Origin of the sequence: Flavobacterium rhamnosi (genome assembly GCF_048286515.1) — a bacterium.
In the GTDB taxonomy this organism is placed as follows: Bacteria; Bacteroidota; Bacteroidia; order Flavobacteriales; family Flavobacteriaceae; genus Flavobacterium.
The window spans coordinates 88,149-111,829 of record NZ_JBLVPS010000008.1 but is presented as its reverse complement, the minus strand read 5'-3'; the positions used below and the strand labels follow the sequence as shown (position 1 = coordinate 111,829).

General features: G+C 36.6%; 14 protein-coding genes. 8 read left to right on the top strand and 6 right to left on the bottom strand.

The genetic code is table 11. The features are described from left to right. Positions 1–80 precede the first annotated feature (80 nt). Positions 81–1,166: a biotin synthase BioB gene (gene bioB / locus ACNQGN_RS08790; protein ID WP_143387225.1), complete on the top strand. Its 1,086-nt coding sequence runs from the start codon at positions 81–83 to the stop codon at positions 1,164–1,166. Between the two features lie 187 nt (positions 1,167–1,353). On the opposite strand, the gene ACNQGN_RS08785 is transcribed toward bioB, so the two are convergent. Both ACNQGN_RS08785 and ACNQGN_RS08780 read right to left on the bottom strand, forming a co-directional pair. Next, on the bottom strand, positions 1,354–6,267 hold the full coding sequence (locus ACNQGN_RS08785; protein WP_417987455.1) for a T9SS sorting signal type C domain-containing protein: 4,914 nt from the start codon (positions 6,265–6,267) through the stop codon (positions 1,354–1,356). A gap of 249 nt (positions 6,268–6,516) precedes the next feature. Next, positions 6,517–9,507, bottom strand: a complete 2,991-nt coding sequence (locus tag ACNQGN_RS08780; protein WP_417987454.1) for a T9SS sorting signal type C domain-containing protein — start codon at positions 9,505–9,507, stop codon at positions 6,517–6,519. Positions 9,508–9,805: 298 nt separating this feature from the next. Here ACNQGN_RS08780 and ACNQGN_RS08775 point away from each other — a divergent pair, with 298 nt between their 5' ends. After that, positions 9,806–10,285 carry a regulatory protein RecX gene (locus ACNQGN_RS08775; RefSeq protein ID WP_417987453.1) on the top strand — a complete coding sequence of 160 codons (480 nt, stop codon included), beginning with the start codon at positions 9,806–9,808 and terminating at the stop codon, positions 10,283–10,285. Positions 10,286–10,304: 19 nt separating this feature from the next. Here the strand turns inward: ACNQGN_RS08775 and ACNQGN_RS08770 are convergent, their stop codons facing one another. From ACNQGN_RS08770 to ACNQGN_RS08755, 4 genes are all read right to left on the bottom strand, one after another. Then, positions 10,305–11,459 carry a beta-ketoacyl synthase N-terminal-like domain-containing protein gene (locus tag ACNQGN_RS08770; protein ID WP_417987452.1) on the bottom strand — a complete coding sequence of 385 codons (1,155 nt, stop codon included), beginning with the start codon at positions 11,457–11,459 and terminating at the stop codon, positions 10,305–10,307. Positions 11,460–11,560: 101 nt separating this feature from the next. Further along, positions 11,561–12,832, bottom strand: a complete 1,272-nt coding sequence (gene bioA, locus ACNQGN_RS08765) for an adenosylmethionine--8-amino-7-oxononanoate transaminase (RefSeq protein ID WP_417987451.1) — start codon at positions 12,830–12,832, stop codon at positions 11,561–11,563. A gap of 82 nt (positions 12,833–12,914) precedes the next feature. Beyond that, positions 12,915–13,532: a dethiobiotin synthase gene (bioD, locus tag ACNQGN_RS08760; RefSeq protein WP_417987450.1), complete on the bottom strand. Its 618-nt coding sequence runs from the start codon at positions 13,530–13,532 to the stop codon at positions 12,915–12,917. Positions 13,533–13,579: 47 nt separating this feature from the next. Next, complete coding sequence (locus tag ACNQGN_RS08755; protein ID WP_417987449.1) at positions 13,580–14,725, bottom strand: aminotransferase class I/II-fold pyridoxal phosphate-dependent enzyme; 1,146 nt, start codon at positions 14,723–14,725, stop codon at positions 13,580–13,582. A 296-nt stretch (positions 14,726–15,021) separates the two neighbouring features. Between ACNQGN_RS08755 and ACNQGN_RS08750 the strand changes: the two genes are divergently transcribed. The 6 genes from ACNQGN_RS08750 (at position 15,022) to ACNQGN_RS08725 (ending at position 23,614) form a co-directional block, all read left to right on the top strand. Further along, positions 15,022–15,561 (top strand): hypothetical protein, encoded by a 540-nt coding sequence (locus ACNQGN_RS08750; RefSeq protein WP_417987448.1) that lies wholly within the window; start codon positions 15,022–15,024, stop codon positions 15,559–15,561. Positions 15,562–16,035: 474 nt separating this feature from the next. After that, positions 16,036–17,163 (top strand): hypothetical protein, encoded by a 1,128-nt coding sequence (locus ACNQGN_RS08745; protein WP_417987447.1) that lies wholly within the window; start codon positions 16,036–16,038, stop codon positions 17,161–17,163. Positions 17,164–17,352: 189 nt separating this feature from the next. Then, positions 17,353–19,581, top strand: coding sequence for a CRTAC1 family protein (locus tag ACNQGN_RS08740; RefSeq protein ID WP_417987446.1), 2,229 nt, complete (start codon positions 17,353–17,355; stop codon positions 19,579–19,581). 254 nt (positions 19,582–19,835) lie between these two features. After that, positions 19,836–21,038 carry a hypothetical protein gene (locus ACNQGN_RS08735; protein ID WP_417987445.1) on the top strand — a complete coding sequence of 401 codons (1,203 nt, stop codon included), beginning with the start codon at positions 19,836–19,838 and terminating at the stop codon, positions 21,036–21,038. Positions 21,039–21,147: 109 nt separating this feature from the next. Further along, a complete protein-coding gene (locus tag ACNQGN_RS08730; protein ID WP_417987444.1) occupies positions 21,148–22,071 on the top strand; it encodes a hypothetical protein in 924 nt (307 codons plus the stop codon). Further along, entirely contained in the window at positions 22,061–23,614 is a 1,554-nt protein-coding gene (locus tag ACNQGN_RS08725; RefSeq protein ID WP_417987443.1) for a vanadium-dependent haloperoxidase, read from the top strand. The genes ACNQGN_RS08730 and ACNQGN_RS08725 overlap by 11 nt, the downstream gene beginning before the upstream one ends. Positions 23,615–23,681 lie beyond the last annotated feature (67 nt).

Genomic DNA, 23,681 nt, shown 5'->3' with positions numbered 1-23,681 from the left:
TTGTAATTGGCTTTTCAAGGTTATTACATTGCTTCTTTAGAACAATTTGACTACTTTTGGCGCATCTAATAATCGTATCAATGAGCATTACAAAACATAACTGGACGAAAGACGAAATTATCGCAATATACAACAAGCCTATGATGGATTTGCTTTTTGAAGCAGCTTCTATCCATAGAGAACATCATGATCCTAATGTTGTTCAAGTTTCAACCTTATTGTCAATAAAAACTGGCGGATGCCCGGAAGACTGTGGCTATTGCCCACAAGCTGCCCGATATCATACCGAAATTGAAGGCAATGATCTAATGTCAGTAAGCCAAGTAAAAGCGCAAGCATTGCGAGCAAAATCAAGCGGATCTTCTCGTGTTTGCATGGGAGCAGCTTGGAGAAATGTAAAAGATGGCCCTGAATTTGACCAAGTACTTGAAATGGTTCGTACCATAAACAAACTGGATATGGAAGTGTGCTGCACACTTGGAATGATCACAGAAAATCAGGCGCATCGCTTGGCAGAAGCAGGTTTATACGCCTACAATCACAATTTAGACACTTCAGAAGAATATTATAAAGAGGTAATCTCAACACGGGGATTTGAAGACCGTTTGCAAACCATTGAAAATGTTCGTAAAACAAATGTTACTGTTTGTAGTGGTGGAATAATCGGGATGGGAGAAAGTATCGAAGACCGGGCAGGAATGCTTGTAGCACTTTCTACATTAAATCCACAACCTGAATCAGTGCCAATAAATGCATTGGTTGCTGTTGAAGGAACCCCAATGGAAGAAGAAAAACCAGTTGAAATATGGGAAATGATCCGAATGGTGGCAACCACCAGAATTATCATGCCTGAAACTCAAGTACGTTTATCCGCAGGCAGAATGAACATGAGCCGCGAAGGTCAGGCCATGTGTTTCTTTGCTGGTGCGAATTCAATTTTTGCAGGAGATAAATTACTTACGACACCAAATCCTGATGTAAATGAAGACATGAAAATGTTTGAAATGTTAGGTTTAAATCCTCAAAAACCATTTACAAAAGTTTCTCAACCACAAACAGTTGAAGCTGCAGATTCTCAATTTGCTCCTCTTGGCGAAAAACCAAAATGGTCTAGACCAGGACATACAATAGACAGAAATCTTGAAGCATCTGCTAAAGAGAAATAGACGCTACAATATATATATATATATTTAACACCATCGTACAGATGGTGTTTTTTTATATAAATTTTATTGGTAACTGTACGGCTAGTTTGCAATACAATTTTTATTAGCATAATACAAAACAAGCATTAAAAAACCCATTCCGCAGAACAGAATGGGATGTTACAAGTATTAACCGATTAAACATTCTCTAATAAATGACTTTTTTAGAAATTATTTGACCATCCGTTAAAGTTACTTTTACGATCACCGTTTGCTTATTCAAATTAATATTTGGAGTACGGAATTCATTACTATCTATAGCTTCTTTATCAAAAACTTTTCTTCCCAGTAAATCAAAAACAGTAATTCTGTTTATATTTTCTACTTCTGATTTTATCTGCAATCCATTTTTGTCTTTAGAAATTAAAATACTGCTGTTGTTAATTTCTAAATCATCTGTTGCCAAATTTGTAGTGGCAAAACGCAATACAAAACGCTCATTAAATGTACCTACTTCAGAACTAAAAGCATACGGATCTTCTTTTAAATTATGAACTACATTTAGTAATTTGTCTTGTAAATAAATGTTTTGATCTTCTGAAAACAATCCGTCCATTTTGTCGATACTGATTGTTGCAATTCCATTGACATTGATACTATATCCTAAAGGAATTGTATCCGTATCTGCAAAAGGCAATGCTTTACTTTGAATGGCCATTTTAGTGGTTCCAATAAAACTATATAGCGAAAAAGCTTGGTTCTCATCATAAACATAACTGTCATAACCAGGATCAAAGCCATTTGTAGAATTAGAGCCATAGCCAACTAATGTTCCCGTTAAATCACCTGTATTCTTTTGTAATTTTAACCAAATTCTATGGTTATCTTCTTCACTTTTGGTTTTCTTCTGTCTGTAAAAATTGGTGTTGCTTGAAACAATTCGCATACTGTTATCAAACGTAATTTTACCAGCCAAATCATTTTCTACAAAAAACCCTTGACCTGAAGCTATATACTGGCTTGGATCAGTTAAATTACCAGTTCCAGAACTTACCCCAACTCCTCCAAATAAATTGTACGTTGCATAATCTGTCGCTAAATAATCATTACCTGATAAGGTGTGATTGTGCGTCCAAAAGTATAAGGTCCCCGTAATGGTTTTGTTTATTGTTCCAGTTCCTAAAAGATTCGCATTGATGAAAGCATCGGCATCTATGGCTGAAGGATATGGATTCCCTATTAACCGCTCCCCCACACCATCTGATATCCTTGCCGTCACCGGAATATCAATTGTACCATTATTAGGCACTCCAATAAACTTAAAAGAATTAGCTACTGCAGGCGAACTTAGGATTTCTTCTGAAGAACGAATGGCATATCCTATTCCAGGTGCAAAAACAGTTGTCGAACCGTTTACATTAGCCCAGTCATTATTGTAATCAAAAAATTTATCTCCTTGAGTTTTTGGAGAAAAATCAAATAGTGTTTGTGTTCCATTTGTTGGCGAAGACCAATACGTAAAATCATCTAATCTAATAGGACTCGTATTTCTTATAACATTAACATTCCCCGTGTTGGGTCCCGTGTACGTTGTTTGTACTAAACTTGCATTATTTTTCAATGTCAATGTTCCAGGTAGAACAACAGCAGCCGCATTATCTAAATTTAAAGAAACGGAGTCCTCAACATCTACCGCTCCATTAACAACCTTCAATGAGCCAGAAACATTTATATTATTACCAATAGCGTAACTCCCGCCAACACCCGAGAAAAGCAGATTAAAATAATTCCCACCAGCAACTGTTTGTCCTATTCCGTAATAATCAACAGTACCTGAAGGAAAAGCTTTTCCATTAGACAGTCCGGAAAAACGTATTGTGCCATCCATAGCATCTAGAACACTATATGAAAAACTGCCATTTCTCATATCCAGTATTGCATTTACAGCAGAAATATTTAAAACATTAGATGTCAAATCAAAACCATTCATATCTATTAAAGGAGTTCCTGCTCCCTCAATATTTAATTTATTGGCAGTACTAATACTCCCAGATGCTGTTTGAATTCCTGAACTATTTTTCAACTCAAGAGAAGGTATTCCAGTATAAGAACCACCAACAATAGTTTGACCACCTATTGTACTATTATAAACCACTGTATTAGTCCAAGTCTTGTTTGCAGGAATTGGAGTAGCTGAGCTATTCGATGTTATCACTTTTCCACTACCAGAATTTGAAAAACTTCCACCACCATTCAACACAAAGCTTGACATATCAAGAACCGATGACGAATTACTTATCTTTAGTACATTATTTACTGTAACTCCTATTGCTGCAGTAATGACTGAGAGTACATTCGAGTTTATAAAATTATTAAAGGTTGAAGCTGTTGTCCCATTGATTGTTTGAGGCATAGTTCCATTAAAATTTGCAGTACTGCTATTAGGGACAAAAATTCCATTATTTGTCCAATTGCCACTTATGGCTAATGTATTTGACCCTGAAATAGTTAAAACTGCACCATTAGAAATAGTTATATTTCGAACACTTGCATTTAACCCCAATGTCGGCTGGTTTGTAGATGCAGATGTAATTATGACATCAGTAGTTGAAGAGGGTATAATCCCGCCGCACCAATTTCCTGCGATGTTCCAACTGGAACTCAAACTGCCTAGCCAAGTTCCTTCTGTGCAGGAAACATTAACATTCAAAATCCCGATCGTACTAGAGCCAAACCTAGCTAAATCAACGTTTACTGCCGCAGAAACGGTACCTCCCCAGGAACCCGCAGTTTGCAACATTGTCCCAAATGTTAGGGATTGTGAGGAAGAAAAACCGCTGGAAAATAACGCAACTGCTAATCCGCTAATTTTTAAATCACCGGCAATTGTGGTTGCTGAAACAAAGGTCTTATTTCCTGTACCGCTAAGTGCTAAATTCCCATACGTATGTGTCGCAACAGTTTGAACATTTCCATTATACTCTACCGTACTTAATACACTTAGTGCAGTGCTTATAAAATCCGGAAATGCACTGGTACTGGTAACTTTTAATACCCCACCACTAGCAACCGAAAGTAATAATCCTCCCGTCATCGCAAAACCACCATTATCCAAAGTTGCTCCACCAGCGATATTTAGCGGTGAAGTAGGGCTAAATGTTTTAACTCCACTTACAGTGATTATTCCTGAACCGATAATAGTAACACCTCCAGTTGCGGTAAATGGAGTAATCCATTCTAATCCAGAAAGCTGAGAGAATGATCTATTGTATTGAAGTGTAGCTGATGGATCATAGTTTGGCGCCGCAGATACAGTTGCGGTTCCTTCCATAGAAAGAATACCTTTTATTGTAGGGACACCCGTTAACGTTTTTATTCCCGAATTAGAAAATATAAGATTATTAAAAGTAGATGATGTAGCAATTGTTTGCGCTACTCCACCAAAATTCACGGTTCCAGTTCCTGCATTAAAATTAGCACCGGTACCATTCCAGGTCGTGGCGCTAGTTGAATTTATAGTAAGACTGCTTGAGCCTCCATTCAATATCCCGTTTGTTAATGTTACATCACCTGATAAAGTATGTGTCAATTCCGCTCCTAGATTTAAAGTACCTCCTGCTCCATTAATTACTAAATCCGCTCCATTTACAGCACCTGTAAAAATTGCTGTCCCCGCAGTTTTTAACATCGACACCCTACCTGTTGTTGTGAAAGCTCCAATGTTTTGCGATACAGTTCCTGTGATTGTAACCCCGCCTGTAGTTCCGGTCACGCTTCCTTCATTATTAATAAGATCTCCACTTAGAGTCAACAAAAAATCAGACAATGCTAACTTACCGCCACTATTCACAGTTAATGGAACAGAATTGTTAAAAGTTTTAGCACCATTTAATGTAATAACCAGATTGCTATTTATGACGACACCTCCAGAAGCAGCAAATGGAGTTATCCATTCTTCCGTTGATACGGTTCTCGCGTTTGTAGTGTTGTATTCTAATGTTGCATTTGGACCATATGTAATAACTGCCGTTGATGATACTGTGGTGGTTGCTGTCCCTTCTAATGTAAGCTTCCCATTTACAATAGGTGTAGTTGAAAATGATTTAGTGCCTGATCCAGAAAATACTAAATTATTATAAATAAGCGCAGCAGCTGCCTGATTTCCCGGTCTATAATATTCCACTGTTCCGGTTCCCGCTATAAATAATCCTCCTGTACCTGATACACCTAAACCAATTTTCAAAATACTCGATCCGCAATTCAACGTACCCTCTGTTCTTGTCCAAGTCCCCGAAAAAGTATGAGTCAATCCTAACCCGAGATCTAATGTACCCCCTGATCCATTGCTTGTGAATCCACCTCCGTCCACATTTCCTGTAAACATGGCGGTACCACCCGTTTTCAGCATACTAACCGTTCCCGTTGTAGTAAATCCTTGTATTGTTTGATTTGCTGTCCCTGTAAATTGAACTGCTCCAGAATCTAAGGTAACTGTCCCTGAAGTATTATAATCTCCACCTAAAGCTAATCTTCCCGCTCCTGTAAAAGTAAAAGTTCCTGAATTATTGAAATTTCCGGATACAATGGTTAAACGACCAGTAGTCAGCGTAAAATTACCGGAATTTGTAAAATTGCCCGTCAGCGCAATAATCCCTGTTGTTCCTTTAAGCGTTCCGTTGTTGACAAAAAATCCCCTTGTAGTAAGGGTTCTGTTTGCGATATTTAAAGTGGCTCCTGTATTAATAGTGACATTAACAATAGTCGTAGCTGTTCCCACTGTAACGGTGTTTACTCCCGTTGTTGCAATTATTACATCATCTCCTGCTACCGGAGCGACACCTCCAACCCAGGTTGAACCACTCGCCCAAGTTCCACCCGCAGCAGTACTTGTTCTTGTAGCAGCACTAACCAATGAAACAGCAAAAAACAATACAGAAACGTATATCGGTTTACATATGTTTGCACTAGAAATGGTGCCGAAAAACAAACGTGCTAAATTTAAAGAATTAACCCTTTCAATGTTCCTATCTCCTCTTGTTGATCTTTTGTAATTTTTCGTTTGAAAAGAAACCGAAAATTTAACCAAAACCAGAAAAAACGAAAGGAGGAGTTTCTTAATCATATCTTTATGAGGGATTTTAATAAACCTTTTATTATCTACGGTAAATAGCAAAAGATGATTCTTACAAAAACATAAAAAAAAATCAAAAAATCAAAATTAAATCGATGAAGTACACTTATACCTGTTAAAGTGCATTTCATAACAAATAAGCTTGTATTTGTTATAAAATTATATTTCAAAAACCCATTAACACAAAAAACCCATCTTGTTGTGACGAGATGGGTTTATAAATATAGCGCTTAAGAAGTTTTAATAACTTATTTTCTTTGTAATAATTTCACCCTTTTGCAATTCAATTTTAAATAACAATACCTGATGATTTATGGCTAAATTAGATATAACTAATTCATTGGCATCTATATTTCCTTTTTGATATACTAATCTCCCCAACAAGTCATACACCTCAACTTTATCTAATGCTTCAGCTGATGAATTTATTTTTACTTGCTTATCTTTATTAGAAACCAAAACTGTTTTATCCAATATATCAAAATCATCGTTTCCTAAAATTTTCTCGATATTGGTATATCGCATTACAAAACGGTCATTAAAGGCACCCGGTTTTGTAGTAAAAGAATAAACTCCTTCTTTTAAATTCTTAATTACACCTGTTATTTTATCTTCAATATATATATTTTGAGACGCAAGCATCCCGTCAACTTCATCTATACTTATTGAAAATTCACCTTCTATATTAGAAGTATAGCCCAACGGTATTTCATCTTTTTGATCAAAAGGCAAAGCTCTCCCTTGTATTGTTAAATTTTTATCTTCGTTAATACTGTAAAAATCGATAAACTCATTCCCATCAAAACTCTCTCCATCAAAACCGCTATCATATCCATCAGTAGCATTTGTAATATAACCAACCAGGGCTTGCTTAAATGCTCCTTGCGTATTGGTTAGGTTCAGCCACACACGGTTTTTCTGGATTTTACTTGTGTTTTTTGTCGCAGCCATCTTGAAAAAATGGGAATTATTTACACCTGAGGCACCTCCAGCAACGCGCATACCATTATTAAATATAAGATTTCCGCCAGTTGCTTTACCGGTAGCAAAAAATCCCTGACCGGCTGCAATTTTACCGACAGGCTTGTTGGAAATTTGCTCTGTAACACCTCCTATAAAATTACCTGCTGTTCCAGTTCCTCCGGTAAGATTATAACTAGCATAATCATCTGATGAATATGCATAAAGTCCCGTACCTGGATTACTAACACCAATACCTATCTGTGTGCTATGCGTCCAAAAATAAAGAGTCCCTTCTAAAATTGCATTATTTGCTGTCAAAAACGAATCTGCATCTACAGCGCATGGATAAGGATTACCGACAAGGTTTGATGTTTCATGTCCTGAAGATGGAATAATAACCTCAACCAATCCATTGTTTGGCACACCTATAAAGGATGCTTCATGAAATCCAGGTGGTGGTATTGATTCACCATAATCTGGCCCTCTTATTATGTAACCAACTCCTTTTGTCATATGCGCTGATGAGCTTTCCGCTACCCAATCATCTACGGCAGCATCAAAGGAATAAAACGTACCGTCAGGTGTATCTTGAGACACATCATATAAAGTTTGGTTTAGAACTGGTGAAGACCAATAGGTGTAATCAGTCTCCCTAGTAGTAGTATTACTCCTCTTATAAGTTATATTCCCTGTGTTAACAGCATTATTATTGCTTTGAACTAAGCTTGCATTATTCTCAAATGTCAATGATCCTCCAGAAACCACAACTTCGTTAGTTAAACTCAAAGTATGACTCGAATTGATAACAACAGCTCCTGAATTTACCTGACAAGAACAGGCCACTAAATCCGCCGTTGAAGAAAAGCTTCCGTTAAAGATGATTTTCTCAGAACTTGTTGGTACAAATCCAGTTGACCATGCCGAACCATTCCATGTATTGGTAGGCATAGGATTTATAGTTACACTTGTTGCTGATGAAATACAACCTGAATTTGTTGTTGTAATATTATAAGTTCCAGGGGTTAATCCAGAAAAAACACCCGTTGCGCTCGTTACTGACGCTACAAATGGAACCGTCCCAACGACTGTATAGCTAATTCCAGATGCTGGTGAAGGCGAAGTAACCGTTATTGTACCCGTTGAAACTGTACAAACGGGCTGCACTAGCGTTACTGCTGGAGCTACCGCTACATGAGATGTATTTATTACAACATTGCTTGAAGCAACTGAAGTACAACTGCCATTAAAAATGGTATAAGTATAAGTTCCCGTAGGAAGCCCCGAAATTGTAGTACTTGTCCCCGTTCCAGTTGTTGTTGCACTTGATGTCCCGCTTCGTGTCAATGTCCATGTTCCTGATGCGGGCAAACCACTTAAAGCCACACCCCCAGTCGCTAAAGAACATGTTGGTTGAGTGACAGTTCCAACAATTGGCGCAGTAGTCGCTGAATTTACAACAACAGTAGCTTGGGCTACAATTGATTTATTTGGGGTTAAAGTCGTAGAAGTCATCGTCACCGAATAAGAACCAGCTGAACCAGCTGAAGCTATAAATGAATCCGGATTCTGCTTACTGCTGGAAAAACCAGGCCCAGACCACAAATAGGTAAACGGTCCTCCCTTCGGCGGTGGTATAGCAGAAAGATTAATTGAATTCCCAACACAAACAGGAGAGTTTACAGTTGCACCACCAGAACCTCCAAGTCCCATTATTTCTTCAAAATCATTCGAGGAACTTCCACCACCAGTACAATAGGCATACACAAATCCTCCAATCGAAATTTGAATATTATTATTACAATCTCCACTACCCCCAGGTACTGGCAAGCCGCCTGCTCCAACTTGAATAGTCGCATTTGTTGGCAAAGCCAATGTTGCTTTATCTTCAAAATTTATTTTAGCTCCTGTAGTAACTACAATGGCTTGTGTCTTTAATGAGAAGACAATCGCACCACTATTCTCACCTATCAAACTCAATTGCCCATTAATTGTTAGAGTACCCATCTGCTCAGTAGAAATACCCGGATTACCAATGCTTATCGTATGCCCAGTTTGAATAAGAACTGCATAAGTGCCCGCAAACTGTCCCGGATAACCTTGTGGCGATGTTCCTGACGGAGTAACCCATGTTGTACCATTGTAATACTGCCAGCTAGTAAGGGCAGTCCAGTTTCCACTGGCTGCCGAACGGAAATCCCCAGTATTTTGTGCAAAAACCACAGTCTGAAGTAAAACTAAAAAAAGAGTAAAGGGTAATTTTTTGATCATATTATTTCATGTGGCATTTAAATAAACTCAGTTTTAAACTTCTGCAATTGCAAGAGAAAAAACCTACAATAAACCGCAAAATAAAAAAAACAAATCTACATAATACAATAAAGTCGTTCATCCGCTTATTTATCCGCTATAATGCTGTTTTTGAGGTGACGCAAACTAAATTTCGTATTAAAATTTTAATTTCTTAGCATATTAAAATAGGTTTTATAGAATGCGTAATTGTTTTTCATCAAAACGCAATCTTTTAAATCAACAATAAATACTTAAATTCACAACTTTAAATCAAAACATGAAGGACGTTTTTACGATAAAAGAAGCCATAAATAAGATAGAACATTTTTGCGCCTATCAAGAACGTTGTCATGATGAAGTTGTTCAGAAATTGAGAAGCATGAAGATGGATTCTCACGAAATTGATACCATTATGGTGCATCTTATCGGTGATAATTTTCTCAATGAAGAACGTTTTGCCTGTAGTTTTGCCAGAGGAAAGCACCGCATTAAAAATTGGGGAAAAATTAGAATTGTAAACGAACTAAAGTCAAAAAAAATAACACAAACTCTTATCAATATTGCATTAAAAGAAATCTCACCTGAGGAATATGCAACAACTTTTCATCTATTGGCCGAAAGACATTGGGAATTTATCAGAGAAATTAATTTGCTGAAAAAAAGAAAAAAATTCTGTGATTATATGTTACGCAGAGGATTTGAAAGCAATTTAGTCTTTGAAAAAGTCAAGGAGCTGGAGAATTTAAAAGAGGAATAAAAAATAAAACTAATCCGAACTACAAACTCAAAAGTACACTTACTGCATTTCCACCAAAACCCACTGCATTAATCAATACTTTTCTAATAGGTTTTGTATGTAATTGCGTTTTCGCATAAGGGACTCCGATGAAAGTATTGTGCTGCATCATCATAATGGCCAATTCCATACTAAGTATTCCCGAAGCTCCAAAAGTGTGTCCAATTTTCCATTTATTGGTAGTCAATAAAGGAAGTGATTTACCAAAGACTTTTTCAATCGCTCTATATTCGGTCAAATCTCCTTTTATGGTTCCCGGTGCATGCATTACAATTACATCTACTTCAGATAAATTCGTGTTTTGCAAGGCCATTTTCATTGAGTTCTGAAAGCAAGTCGCTTCCGCTGAAATAGAAATATTATGTTCTAAAACTTCCGTAGCATAACCGATTCCTTCGACATAAGCCAATGCATTTTCTTTTCTGCCGATTTCCAGACAACAAACTCCGGCACCTTCACCAAGAATCATCGTGCTTTGTTTCTTTTCTAAATCAAGGGCACGATTAGGATAAGCCTCTTCACTATTCGAATAAATTTTTAATGCGCGCATTTGCGCAATCGTAAAATCAGTTAATGGCGCTTCACTCCCACCAACCAGAAACTTATCCGCCATTCCTGCTCGAAGCCAAGCAACTCCATTTAAGACAGCATGCAAAGCGGTGGAACAAGTAATGGAATGTGAAATTTCAGGCCCCGAACTTTGCAAATCATGGCTTACCCAAGAGGAAATATTCCCTAAAGTTGTTGTAGGAGAAGCAAGCGTATGCGCTTTTCCTGTTTCTAAATATTCCTTATAGTGTTTTTCGAATAAATCGGTGGCACCTCGAGAAGATCCAATGTTGATTCCAAAAATATCATCTATAGTCCAACCTGCACTTTGCATCGCTTTTCTCGAAGCTGCTATAGCATACAAAACTGATTTATCCAATGCTTTATATTTGCTATCAGACTCTCTTAATTCGCCAATGATTTGTTCTGAATTATTATCTAACGCTGCTATGTACGTATTTTTATTATCTAAATTGCGTTCCGTAAAACAATGATTTTCATTACGATAATTTTCCCAAATCACTTCTGGCGTATTCCCTAAAGGTGAAATGGAAGCAATGGCAGTTATGGAGATTGTTTTGGACAAAATACTGTTGTTATTTAAGCGCAAAGGTCGCAAAGTTTTTAGCAAAGTTCACGAAGGTTTGAAAATTTATACATTCAAAATGCACCTTTATTGTTATAAAATTAAACTATTTCTAAAGCACTTTCAACCACTCGATATACTTTTTGCAATTGCTCATCGGTTATGATGTAAGGAGGTAAAATGTAAACTATATTACCAACTGGGCGTAGAATTATTCCGTTTTCGATAAAGAAATCATAAAGTTTATTACGTAAAGTCCCATAATAACTGTTGGAACTTTCGGTTTTCATTTCCAAAGCAAAAATGACACCGAGCACACGCGTGGTAGCTACTTTCGGATGGTTTTTTATATGCTCCTGAAAATTCAAATGATTTTGATTTACACGAGCAATATTATCTTGCATTTCATTGGTTTGCAACAATTCCAAACTTGCTAAGGCCGCTGCACAACCTGTAGGGTTTGCCGTAAAAGTATGGCCGTGAAATAGTGCTTTATTAATATCGTCATCATAAAAAGCTTCGAAAATATCTTGGGTAAAAGTCGTAATAGCCATAGGAATAGTACCTCCAGTCAATGCTTTCGACAAACACATCATGTCAGGTTTTTCCACCTGATAATCCGTCGCAAATATTTTGCCTGTCTTCCCGAAACCCGTCATCACTTCATCAGCAATTGTAAGCACTTTATTTTCCTTACAAATCTGCATTAATTTATCTAAAGCCTCCGGCTCATATATCACCATCCCCGCAGCTCCCTGTACCAGTGGCTCATAAATAAAACCTGCGCAATTGTGGTTTTTAATAACTTCTTTTAAGGCGTTATAACTTTCCTGTTCTTGCCCTTTTACCGGAACAGGAATCCGAACGACATCTATGAACATCCCTTTAAAGGCCTGTGTAAAAAAGGAAATTCCACTCGCTGCCATTGCCGCAAATGTGTCTCCATGAAAAGAATTGTCAAAAGCGATAATTGTAGTTCTCTTTTCTCCTTTATTGAAAAAATATTGTAGTGCAACTTTAATTGCTATTTCAACCGCCGTAGAACCATTATCGGAAAAGAATATCTTTTGTTGGTTTTTGGGTAAAATTTCCATTAATTTCTCGCCAACCAAAATAGCTGGCTCATGAGTAAACCCACCAAAAAGAACATGCTCTAAAGTCGTGAGTTGTTTGTAAATCGCATCTGCAATGAATTTATTCGAATGCCCGTAGGGATTAACCCACCACGAGGCTATTGCGTCAACGTATTCTCTGTCATTTTCATCCCAAAGCAAAGCGCCTTCCCCTTTTTTAATGGCAATTGGCAACGCTGCAGTTTTGTGTTGGGTATACGGATGCCAAAGATATTGGCTGTCTCTTTCTGTTAAGTTCATTTTGCAAAGATAAAGAAGCAAGATACAAGAAGCGGGAAAAACACAAAACAAGTCTCGGTTTTTTCTTCCTGACCCTTAATTATTATAAACTCAATAAATTTTGCCGAAACAAATCGGCATATTCTTTTATTACATTTTGGTCAAAATAGGGCTCTTGTTCAATTCTTCCAATGCATTTTACTCCTGTTTTATTTAAAATTATTGATTCCGAAGATTTGTTCTCTTCACCATTAAAGATGATTCCGGCAATATTAATTTTTCGGCTTTGCAGGGCTTCTATTGTTAACAGAGTATGATTAATACTTCCTAAATAATGCTTCGAAACCACAATCACTTTATAGTCAGATTGAATCAAATCAATAACTGACTTAGTCTCATTTAATGGTACAAAAACACCTCCGGCACCTTCAACTACTAAATGATTATCTGTTATGGGTGCTGTGATTTTCTTTAAATCAATAACAACTCCGTCAAATTCTGCGGCAAGATGTGGGCTTGCCGGCGTATTTAAAGCATAACTATTAGGATGAATTACAGTCTTTTTATTGGACACTAATGATTTGATTGTAGTACTATCGGAATTTTCTAAATCGCCGGCCTGAATTGGTTTCCAGTAATCGGCTTCGAGTGACTCCGTTATAATAGCTGATGCAATGGTTTTGCCTACATCTGTAGATATTCCTGTGATGAATAGTTTCATTATTTATTGTTTAACTGCAAAATTTACAAAGAAATTGGCGTTGAAAGTCACTGTTCAAAAACAAAAGTACTCAACAAAGTTAAGACTTCGGAGATATTTTCCTTTGAATTGAAGCTGTGCAGGCAAAATCGCAATCGCTCTTGCCCTTCTGGAACGGTCGGTGAAAGTATCGCTTTCACATCGAATTCTTTTGCTTGTAGTTTTTGGGCTATGGATTTAACATTTTCATTTCCTGGAATAATCGCTGATTGTATTGCCGACTTACTTCGAACAAATAATTGCTTTAATCCTAACAAGTTCTTTTCCTGATTGAAATGAATGATGTTTTCTCTAAGTTGTTCTATATTTTGTTGTTCCTTATCTAAATGTCTGTAAGCCAGTAAAATCGTAGCGACCGAATGTGGTGAAAGTCCTGTTGTATAAATAAAACTTCGGGAAAAATTTACTAAATAACATCTCAATTCTGGAGAACCTAAAATTGCGGCTCCATGACATCCTAACCCTTTCCCGAAAGTCATCACTCGAGCAAATACCTGGTCTTGTAAACCTAACATCTGAACTAAACCTTCTCCTTTTTCTCCAAAAACGCCTAAAGCATGCGCTTCATCAACAACTAAATAACAGTTGTGTTTTTCGGACAGCTGTACTAATTCTTCAAGATTTGGCGTATCGCCATCCATGGAAAAAACAGACTCCGTAACAATATAAGTGACTGCATTTTGATTTCGAAGAATCAACCTTTCCAAATCCTCAAAATCATTGTGCTTGAATTTATAGGCTTTGGCATTGGACAATTGAATCCCATCTCGAATGGAAGCGTGACACAATTCATCGTAAAAAATCAAGTCGCCTTTTTGCGGAAGCGAACTAAAAAAACCAACATTGGCATCATAGCCGGAATTAAAAATTAAGACCGAATCACACTTGTGAAACTGTGCAATGTAGTTTTCGGTTTCCTGATACACTTTATGATTTCCGGATAATAGTCTTGAACCTGTTGCTCCGTTTTGAATGTTTTTATTATCTATTAAATACTGATGCGTTTCGTGAAAAATAGTTTTTGATTTGGATAATCCCAGATAATCATTGGAAGCAAAATCAATCGCTTTACCAGACAAAGGTAATTCTCGTAAAGCATTATTTTGCTTTCGAATTTCAAGTTTAGCGATTAGATTTTTTGGAAATTTTCTCATACAGCACAAAAATAAGCATCTTTTTCGGTTTATATAATTTGCGCCATTTTTGTTTAATGCTTTTTTAATATTAATGGATTTCTAAGGTATCCATTCCCATTTTAAATCGCATTGCATTACTTGAAAAATTCAATCCTCTAAAAAATTAACAAATGACCTATCGGTACTAAAAATAAATTGACAAAAATTTCCGAAAACCTTTTCGATTTAATAAAACGATAAATTTATGTTAAAAAAAACTTAAAATTCATGTAGAAGATATTTCATTATGAAATAGTTTTCTACTTTCGGCCATTATGAAACGAATTGCATCTCTTTTCTTATTAGTAACATTGTTTTACAATGTGCTTGGATACTATCTGATGTTTGCTTATCAAAAAGAGCAAGCATGGGTGACTAGTATGGAAAAAGTTCCTAGTTCACAGTTGCATGTACTAAAATTGAATGCTACCGTATATTCTTTCATTGAAGACACTGATTTTGAATATGTAAACGAAGATGTGGTTATTAACAATAAAAGTTATCATATTTTCAAGAAAAGAATTCAAAATAACGTATTAAGTCTTTACTATCTTCGCAATTCACATCAAGAAGAAATTAGCAAGGACTTAAAAGACATTGTTGAAAACCAGTTATTTAATGGTTCATCCTCAAAAGAATCTCCAGTTAAAAAACTCATGAAGTCTTTTCTTCAGGATTATATTCCAAATCATACTGTTTGTATTAATTTTTTTCCAGAAACAGTTATACTTTCTATTGATCCTATTATTACGCCAAACCAAGCGTTAGATTCAGGACACGTTGCACTGTCCTATTCTCCACCAGACATCGCTTAAATCTTCTTTTCCTTTAATGGAATCATTCGCATTATCTGGCATTTGTAAAGTCAAGATAATTCATGATCACTTTTAGCTAAATCTGTACGATTTAATATCCCCTTTATTAGAGGTTACGTCTATTATAAATATAAAATAGTCTTTTGTATTTTCCGAATTCGCTTTTAGTGAATGATTTTCATAGGCCTATTTTACCTTTCTATTCTGGTATATTTTGTACAATTAGCATTCAGATCATGGCTTTTCATTTACAAATTCAAAAATGAATTTCTAAAGAGTTATTTATTTCAAATAAAATTTTAGTCTATCCATTTTGCCATGCAAATCAAACGAACCATTTTGGGTGAAGCCAGAAAGACTCTGTTTTACAACGGCCCTACTATCAATTAACTTATTTTTTTAACGCTGACCATCTTTTTTAAAAGAGGTTGTTGGCCTATTTTATATCATTAACTATTCTAAAAAAACCAAAATTTGAAAAATCTATCCGCATTACAATCCGTTTGTATTTTTATCGTATTCCTAACAGCTGCTTTTAACACTGAAAAAATGGTCGCTCAGGGCTGCGTGGCTATTAAAGGTAATGCTACGACATGCATGGCTATTCATGCCGACAGCACTAATGTTACCGGATGGCAATTTGCAGCCAGTGGTCGCTATTTTAGATCATTTAGACACTTTTCAGGAACGGAAGAAAACAAACAAAGGTTAATTCAAAAAACAGAAGTCATAAATTACACCTCTATTTTTGACCTTTCGCTGACTAGAATACTAAACAATCGCTGGTCAGTTATGGTTGATCTTCCCGTTTCAAATAACGTTCGTTCCTCACTGTACGAACATGGATTAGTAAATGGTGTCTACGTTAAAAAAGAAAGACATTCAATGCGTTCTTTTGGCATAGGCGACATTAGGTTTGCTGCTTATAGATGGATGCTAGACCCAGTAAAAAGCACGAAAGGAAATATTCAACTAGGATTGGGACTTAAATTACCAACTGGTGATTACGACTACAAAGATTATTGGTACAATGTAGGTCCAGGCGGAACAAAAGAATTGCGCACTGTAGATCAATCCATACAATTAGGGGACGGAGGTACAGGAATTACTTTTGAATTAAACACTTTTTATAATTTCTTAAAGAACTTTGGTGCCTATGGTAATTTTTACTATCTAAGTAACCCTAGAGAACAAAATGGTGTAAGAACATATAGAGAAACGATATCCCCAAATTTAGCAAATGAAGCTATTATGAGTGTTCCTGACCAGTACATGGTTAGAGCCGGGTTTAACTATTCTTTCAATTATATTAAAGGTTTGTCTTTAGCAGCAGGTGCACGATTAGAAGGCATCCCAGTTTATGACCTTATTGGTGGCAGTGGTGATTTCCGTCGCCCGGGGTATATCTGGTCTGTAGAACCATCTGTAAACTATGACTATAAAAAAATCACCCTGTTTGCATCAGTGCCAGTTGCCTTTGCCCGCAACCGTACGCAAAGTGTTACTGATAAAGAAAATTCAATTACCAGAGGAGTTCATGTTCAAGGTGATGCTGCATTTGCAGATTACACTGTTAACGTAGGTATATCAACCAGATTTTAATATACACTATTAGTGATTAGTTGTATTTAACAATAATCGTACTAGCCCATTATCGCATCATTTTAAATAACAATATGAAAGGGATTGTGGAGCATTAATTTTTAATCAATTACTAAAGAGCGCCTATCTTTCTTTAGTAATTGATTGAAACAAACCATCAAAAAGAGAACAAAATTTTAACGACGTAAAATGAAAACATTATATATATTCATACCGTTATTACTTTCGTTGTTACTTCAATCTTGCGAACAAGCTACGAACCCAAATGACCAAATGGTTGAAATTTTGGCTGCAAAATACAGGCAGTTTAGTGTCAAAGAGAATCCTTTTTGCCCTGATGCGGAGTTAGTATTTTTTGATTCATTACTTAAAGCACCTTCTGAAATCAATAATCGGTTTATCGCTACTTTATATAAAGGAAATAGTCTTTTGAAATTGGGAAAAGAAAATGAATCTGCAGCAACTTTTGAATCTATCATTGAGAGAATAGGAATGTCAAATGACAATAGCCCTAAGGTATTACGAAGTATGGCACTTTCCTATATGCGGCTAGGCGAAAGACAAAATTGTGTTGCGAATCACTCCACTGAATCCTGTATTATGCCTATCACAAATTCAGGAATACATCAAAAACAATTTGGTTCTAAAAAGGCAATTGAAGTTTACAAACTTATTTTGAACAGCTATCCAAAGGATTATGAATCGAGATGGCTTCTAAATATTGCCTATATGACACTAGGTGACTATCCATCAAAAGTTCCTGCCAAATGGCTTATCCCCAATTTAGACAAAGACAACTCTAATTATGCAATTAAGCCTTTTGTAGATGTTGCACCTAATTTAGGTATCAACAACCGAAATATGGCAGGTGGAATTATCATAGACGATTTTAACAATGATAGTTATCTAGATCTCATAACCTCTGATTGGAGTTTAAATGGAGCGATGCACTACTATCAAAATGACAAAAAAGGAGGATTTACTGATTGCTCAAAAAACTCCCAGTTAGGGCGCTTCAAAGGTGGATTAAACATGATTCAAGCTGATTATGACAATGACGGGGACACAGATGTTTTTGTTTTAAGGGGCGCATGGATGGGAAATTATGGCAAGCAACCTAATTCTCTGTTAAGAAATAACGGAGATAACACCTTTACTGACGTAACTATAAAAAGCGGCTTATTTTCAGAGCATCCTACACAGGCCGGAGTATGGAAAGATTTTAACAATGATGGTTGGTTAGATTTATTTATTGGTAATGAGAGCCGAAAAGAATTAAATGAAATTAATCCTTGTGAATTATACATCAGTAATCAGGATGGCACTTTTAAAGAAGTTTCGCTTCCTGCAAATTGTGCAATTGTCGATTTTGTAAAAGGAGTTACAGCTAGTGATTACAATAATGATGGTTTGGAAGATTTGTATGTCTCTAGTAATAGAGAAAGAAAAACCCTGCTCAAAAACACGGGAATAAAAAATGGGATTCCTCAATTTGAGGATGTAACCCAAAAAGCGGGTTTAGCAGACATAAAAGTTGGAACATTTCCAACATGGTTTTGGGATTATGACAATGATGGATGGCAGGATCTTTTTGTATGTGGCTATAAATTTGACAGCACAATTGCCCATACCGCTGCGACGGAAGCGCTAAATGTTCCTAACAAAGCCAGTAAAATGTATTTATATCATAATAATCATGATGGTACATTTACCAATGTTTCAGAAAAAGCGGGTCTAAATAAATCTGTATTTGCAATGGGTTCCAACTTTGGTGACATTGACAATGACGGCTATTTAGATATGTATTTAGGCACCGGAAACCCTGACTACAGCTCACTTGTTCCAAATCGCCTCTTTAGAAATATGGGAGATGGTAAATTTGCCGATGTTACCGTTTCCGGTAGAGTTGGCAATCTTCAAAAAGGACATGGAGTTGCCATAAATGATTTAGACAATGACGGCGATGCAGATATTTTTATAGAAGTGGGTGGCGCCTATATTGGTGATTCTTTCAACAATTCTTTGTATGTGAATCCAGGGCAGAATGCGAATCGTTGGATCAATTTACAATTAGAAGGAACAGCTACGAACCGCTCTGCAATTGGAACACGTATTAAAATTAGCTTTAAAGAAAATGGAATTAAGAGAGTTGTTTATAGAGAAGTAAATTCTGGCGGTAGTTTTGGAGCATCTGCATTAAGAAGAGAGATTGGTATTGGCCAAGCGAATCTGATAGAGGAAATAGCCATTACATGGTCTAAAACCCGCAAAACACAAATTTTCAAAAACATAAAACCAAATCAATTTATTAAAATAAAAGAAGGAAGTACCAGTATCGCTAAAGTGAAACTTAACAAAATAAGTTTTCCTGCTAAAACTCAAAATTCCACTATATGTAAAGCCATCACCATGCAATAATACAACCAAATCGATTAAACCTTACTTATGAATTTTATTTGTATTGGAGAAGAATTGGTGTTGCAAGAGGGGTGTTAAATAATCTAAATATTAGGTTGATGATTTGTTTTAATGGTTTGTTTTAATAATTCATTTTATCAACTACAGCCTAACAGGCGTTGGAAACCTGTTAGGCTTTTTTTCCAACCCTCTTTTCGAAAAGAAGCTGTTGTTGGAGCATTTTATACTATTAACCATTTAAAAAAACTAAAACCTTGAAAAAACTATCCGCTTTACAATCTTGTGCCTTTATCGTACTACTTACAATTGCTTTTAACACCCAAAACATGACTGCGCAAGGCTGTGTGGCCGTACGTCAAATGGGTGGCCAAAATTTAAACTCTGCCAATTCCTACAATCTAAACAGTGGGGAATTTCAAGTAGGAGCTAACTATCGCTATTTTCACTCTTGGAGACACTTTGTTGGTAAAGAAGAACAACCACAACGTCAATTAACACGAGGTGGATTTGATGCAAACGGAAAAGAACGCGGAAATGCAGTAAACATTTATTCTCATGCGGTCGATTTAAATATATCGTACGGATTAACTGACCGTATTCAGTTGAACGCAACATTACCTTACGTGAATAATGAGCGTTCTCAAATATTGAGACAAACAGCGCCTGTAACAAACACGTATCGATACAGCGTTTATGCTGAGGGCATAGCTGATGCCCGTTTAAGCGTTAACTATTGGGTTGTTGATCCAAAAAAAGCAGAAAAAGGAAACATTATGGTAGGATTAGGTGTGAAACTAAACAATGGTAGTCACGACCGAAGAGACGATGCTCCACAAGCCGATGGAACTACCGCAAGCGTCATAATGGATCAAGCCATTCAACCTGGAGACGGAGGTGTAGGTTTTTCAGTAGAACTACAAGCATTCCGAAAATTAACCGGACGCCTTTACGGTTTCGCAAATGGATATTATTTATTCAATCCAAGAGAATCAAACGGCACATTTAAATCAGCCCCAAAAGCAGGTTTGGAAGGATATAATATTTACGCATCACCTGATCAGTATTTTGGACGTGCAGGTTTTATGGCTGCAATTGATAAAAAAGAAAATTTCACTGTTTCGTTAGCCGGAAGATTTGAAGGAATTCCTGCCTATGATGCTTTTGGTGGCCAAGTGGCGTACCGTCGTCCCGGATACGTTATTGCAGTTGAATATGGCTTTTCATATCGCATAGGTAAACATGGTTTCAGTTTATATATCCCTTACAATGTTGTTAAAAATCGCATCCAAAGCGCTGCCGATATTGCGGATCAAAACCTACAGAATTCAGTGATAACTGATCCAAGTAAATATGTGCATGTTCAGGGAGATGCTGCATTTGCAGATTCCTCTATCAATGTTGGTTATTCATATCGTTTCAATTTAAATAAAAAAATGACTATGACAATGAAGCATTAATTGCATTTAAAAGCAATTAAATTTTTAATAATGAAAATGACAACCCTATACATTTGTCTTGTTTTCATACCGACCAAACACTAATTATTAACTAACCTTTTTACTAAAAATGAAAAAATTTTACCTGAGTTGTCTACTATTGGCACCTTTTTTAATTAATGCTCAAACAGATATTGACGGAATCATGATGAGCAAAAATAATTTTTGTATTGGAGCGATATATCAATATAGTAGCTGGGATCAATACTGGGAGGGAACTCTTAAAAGAACGAATTTAAATCTTGGTACCGTATCAACAAAATCACTTGGACTTATGGGAAACTATGGCATCTCTGATAAATTGAATGCTATTTTTAGTTTGCCGTATATAGAAACCAATGCTTCTGCCGGAACCATGAAAGGCCAAAAGGGAATCCAGGATCTTTCGCTTACGTTAAAATATATGCCTTTAGAAAAAACAATTGGCCAAGCAACCTATTCCATTTATGCATTGGGAAGCTTTTCAACTCCTCTATCCGATTATTCTGCTGATTATTTGCCATTGAGCCTTGGATTAAAAAGCAAAACAGTTTCATTGCGATTAATGGGAGATTATCAGAGAGGAAATTTCTTTACCACACTATCTGGCGCATATATAAAGAGAGCGAACATAACCATCGATAGGGATGCCTATCTGACTGATGAAATGCACTATACTAATGAAGTTGATATGCCGGATGCTATTTCAGTGAATTTTAGAGCGGGTTATCGTTCTAATAGATTGATTGCCGAATTTGTAATAGACAATTGGGTAACTCAATCTGGAGGATTTGACATAACAAAAAACAATATGCCTTTTCCGAGTAACACTATGAATGCACTAAAATATGGAATTAGTTCTAAATATACTTTTAAAAAGATACCCGAATTGTCTCTTGTAGCTGGCTATAATTACGTAGTACAAGGAAGAAACGTTGGAAAATCGGACACCTTCTATGGCGGTCTATTTTATGTAATTAATTTTAAAAAAAAGAACAACCAAGATGAAAAATAACATACAAAAAACAGCCTTTACCATTCTTCTCGCTTTACTTTTTGTCTGCACCTATTCGTGTAGTGATGACATTACGGAACGAAATGAATTTCAAGCCTTAAATCCTGCTAATACAGACGACTTGGCTGGAACTTGGAAAACTTTTTTATTGACGACTCCTGGAGAATTTTCTTTAGATGCACCCGTTGCAACAAACACACCTGCATTCATACGAGAAATTAATGAAATAAAAAGCTATCAAGCCAACATATCAGAAGATCAAAAAAGAATAATAAAATATTGGAGTGCTGGTGGTGTTTTGCGTTGGAATGAAATCATGCGAACTTTAGTCGCCAGACACAACCGTCCTCCATATCAAAACGAAGACGGAACCTATCCTGCACCATTGGCGGCAAATCCGTTTGCTAATCCGCAATTTCCATTTTCAAATCCACCTTATGCGGCCAGAGCCTATGCTTATGTAAGCGCTGCGCAATACGACGCATTGGTTGCCACTTGGTATTATAAAAAATTATACAATAGAGCAGCTCCTTTTACCGTTGATGCAGCTTTACAAGTTTTAATTCCAAAAAGTTCCATGCCTTCCTACCCTTCAGAAGATGGTGTATTATCTGGTGTTACAGTTGAATTATTAAAATTATTGTTTCCAACTGAAATCGCATACATAAACGAAAAATCGGAAGAACAAAAACTATATCGTATTATAAGCGGTGCTAATGTTCGAAGTGATCTCGATGCCGGTATCATTCTCGGAAGAAAGATTGCAGCAAAATTTATTGCACGCGCTGCAAGTGATGGGGCTGGAGCTGCTATAGGAAACCAAACACTCTGGACACAATTAGAGACGCAAACTATAGCCACTGGAGAAACGCCTTGGCTATCACTAGATTTGCCTGCAAGACCTCCAATGCTACCATTGTTTGGCAAAGTAAAATCATTCCTGATGACTCCTGAAATGGTTGTTGCCAGTCGACCAGTTGCGCCACCTTCTACAAAATCAGAACAATTTGCAAAGGAATTAGCAGAAATAAAAAATTACGGCAAAAATCCATCCAAAAAGAACATGGCAATTGTTACTTTTTGGGCTGATGGAGTAGGAACTTATACGCCACCCGGCCACTGGAACGCTATTGCATCTGCGTCATTTGTAGAACAAAATTACAGTGAAGTACGATGGGCAAGAAATATGGCATTATTGAACATTGCCATGATGGATGCCGCTATCAGTTGTTGGGATGCAAAATACACTTACTTTAATCCAAGGCCATCACAAATGGACCCTACTATAAAAACAATGACCGGAACACCTAATTTTCCTTCCTATGTATCGGGCCATTCTACCTTTAGTGCTGCTGCTTGTGTAGTTTTATCACATTTCATTCCTGCAAAAGCGCAAAGTTTTACAGCCATGGCAAAAGAAGCCTCAGATTCCAGAATGTTCGGATGTATTCATTACAGAAGTGATTGCGAAAAGGGACTTGAATTAGGCGAAAAAGTAGGTGGATTTGCTGTTGCAAGAGCCGCTATCGATGGCGCAGAATAGCTAAATAGTACGGTTGATGATGTGTTTTATCTCACTATCAACTAAAGCCTGACAGACGTTGAAAATC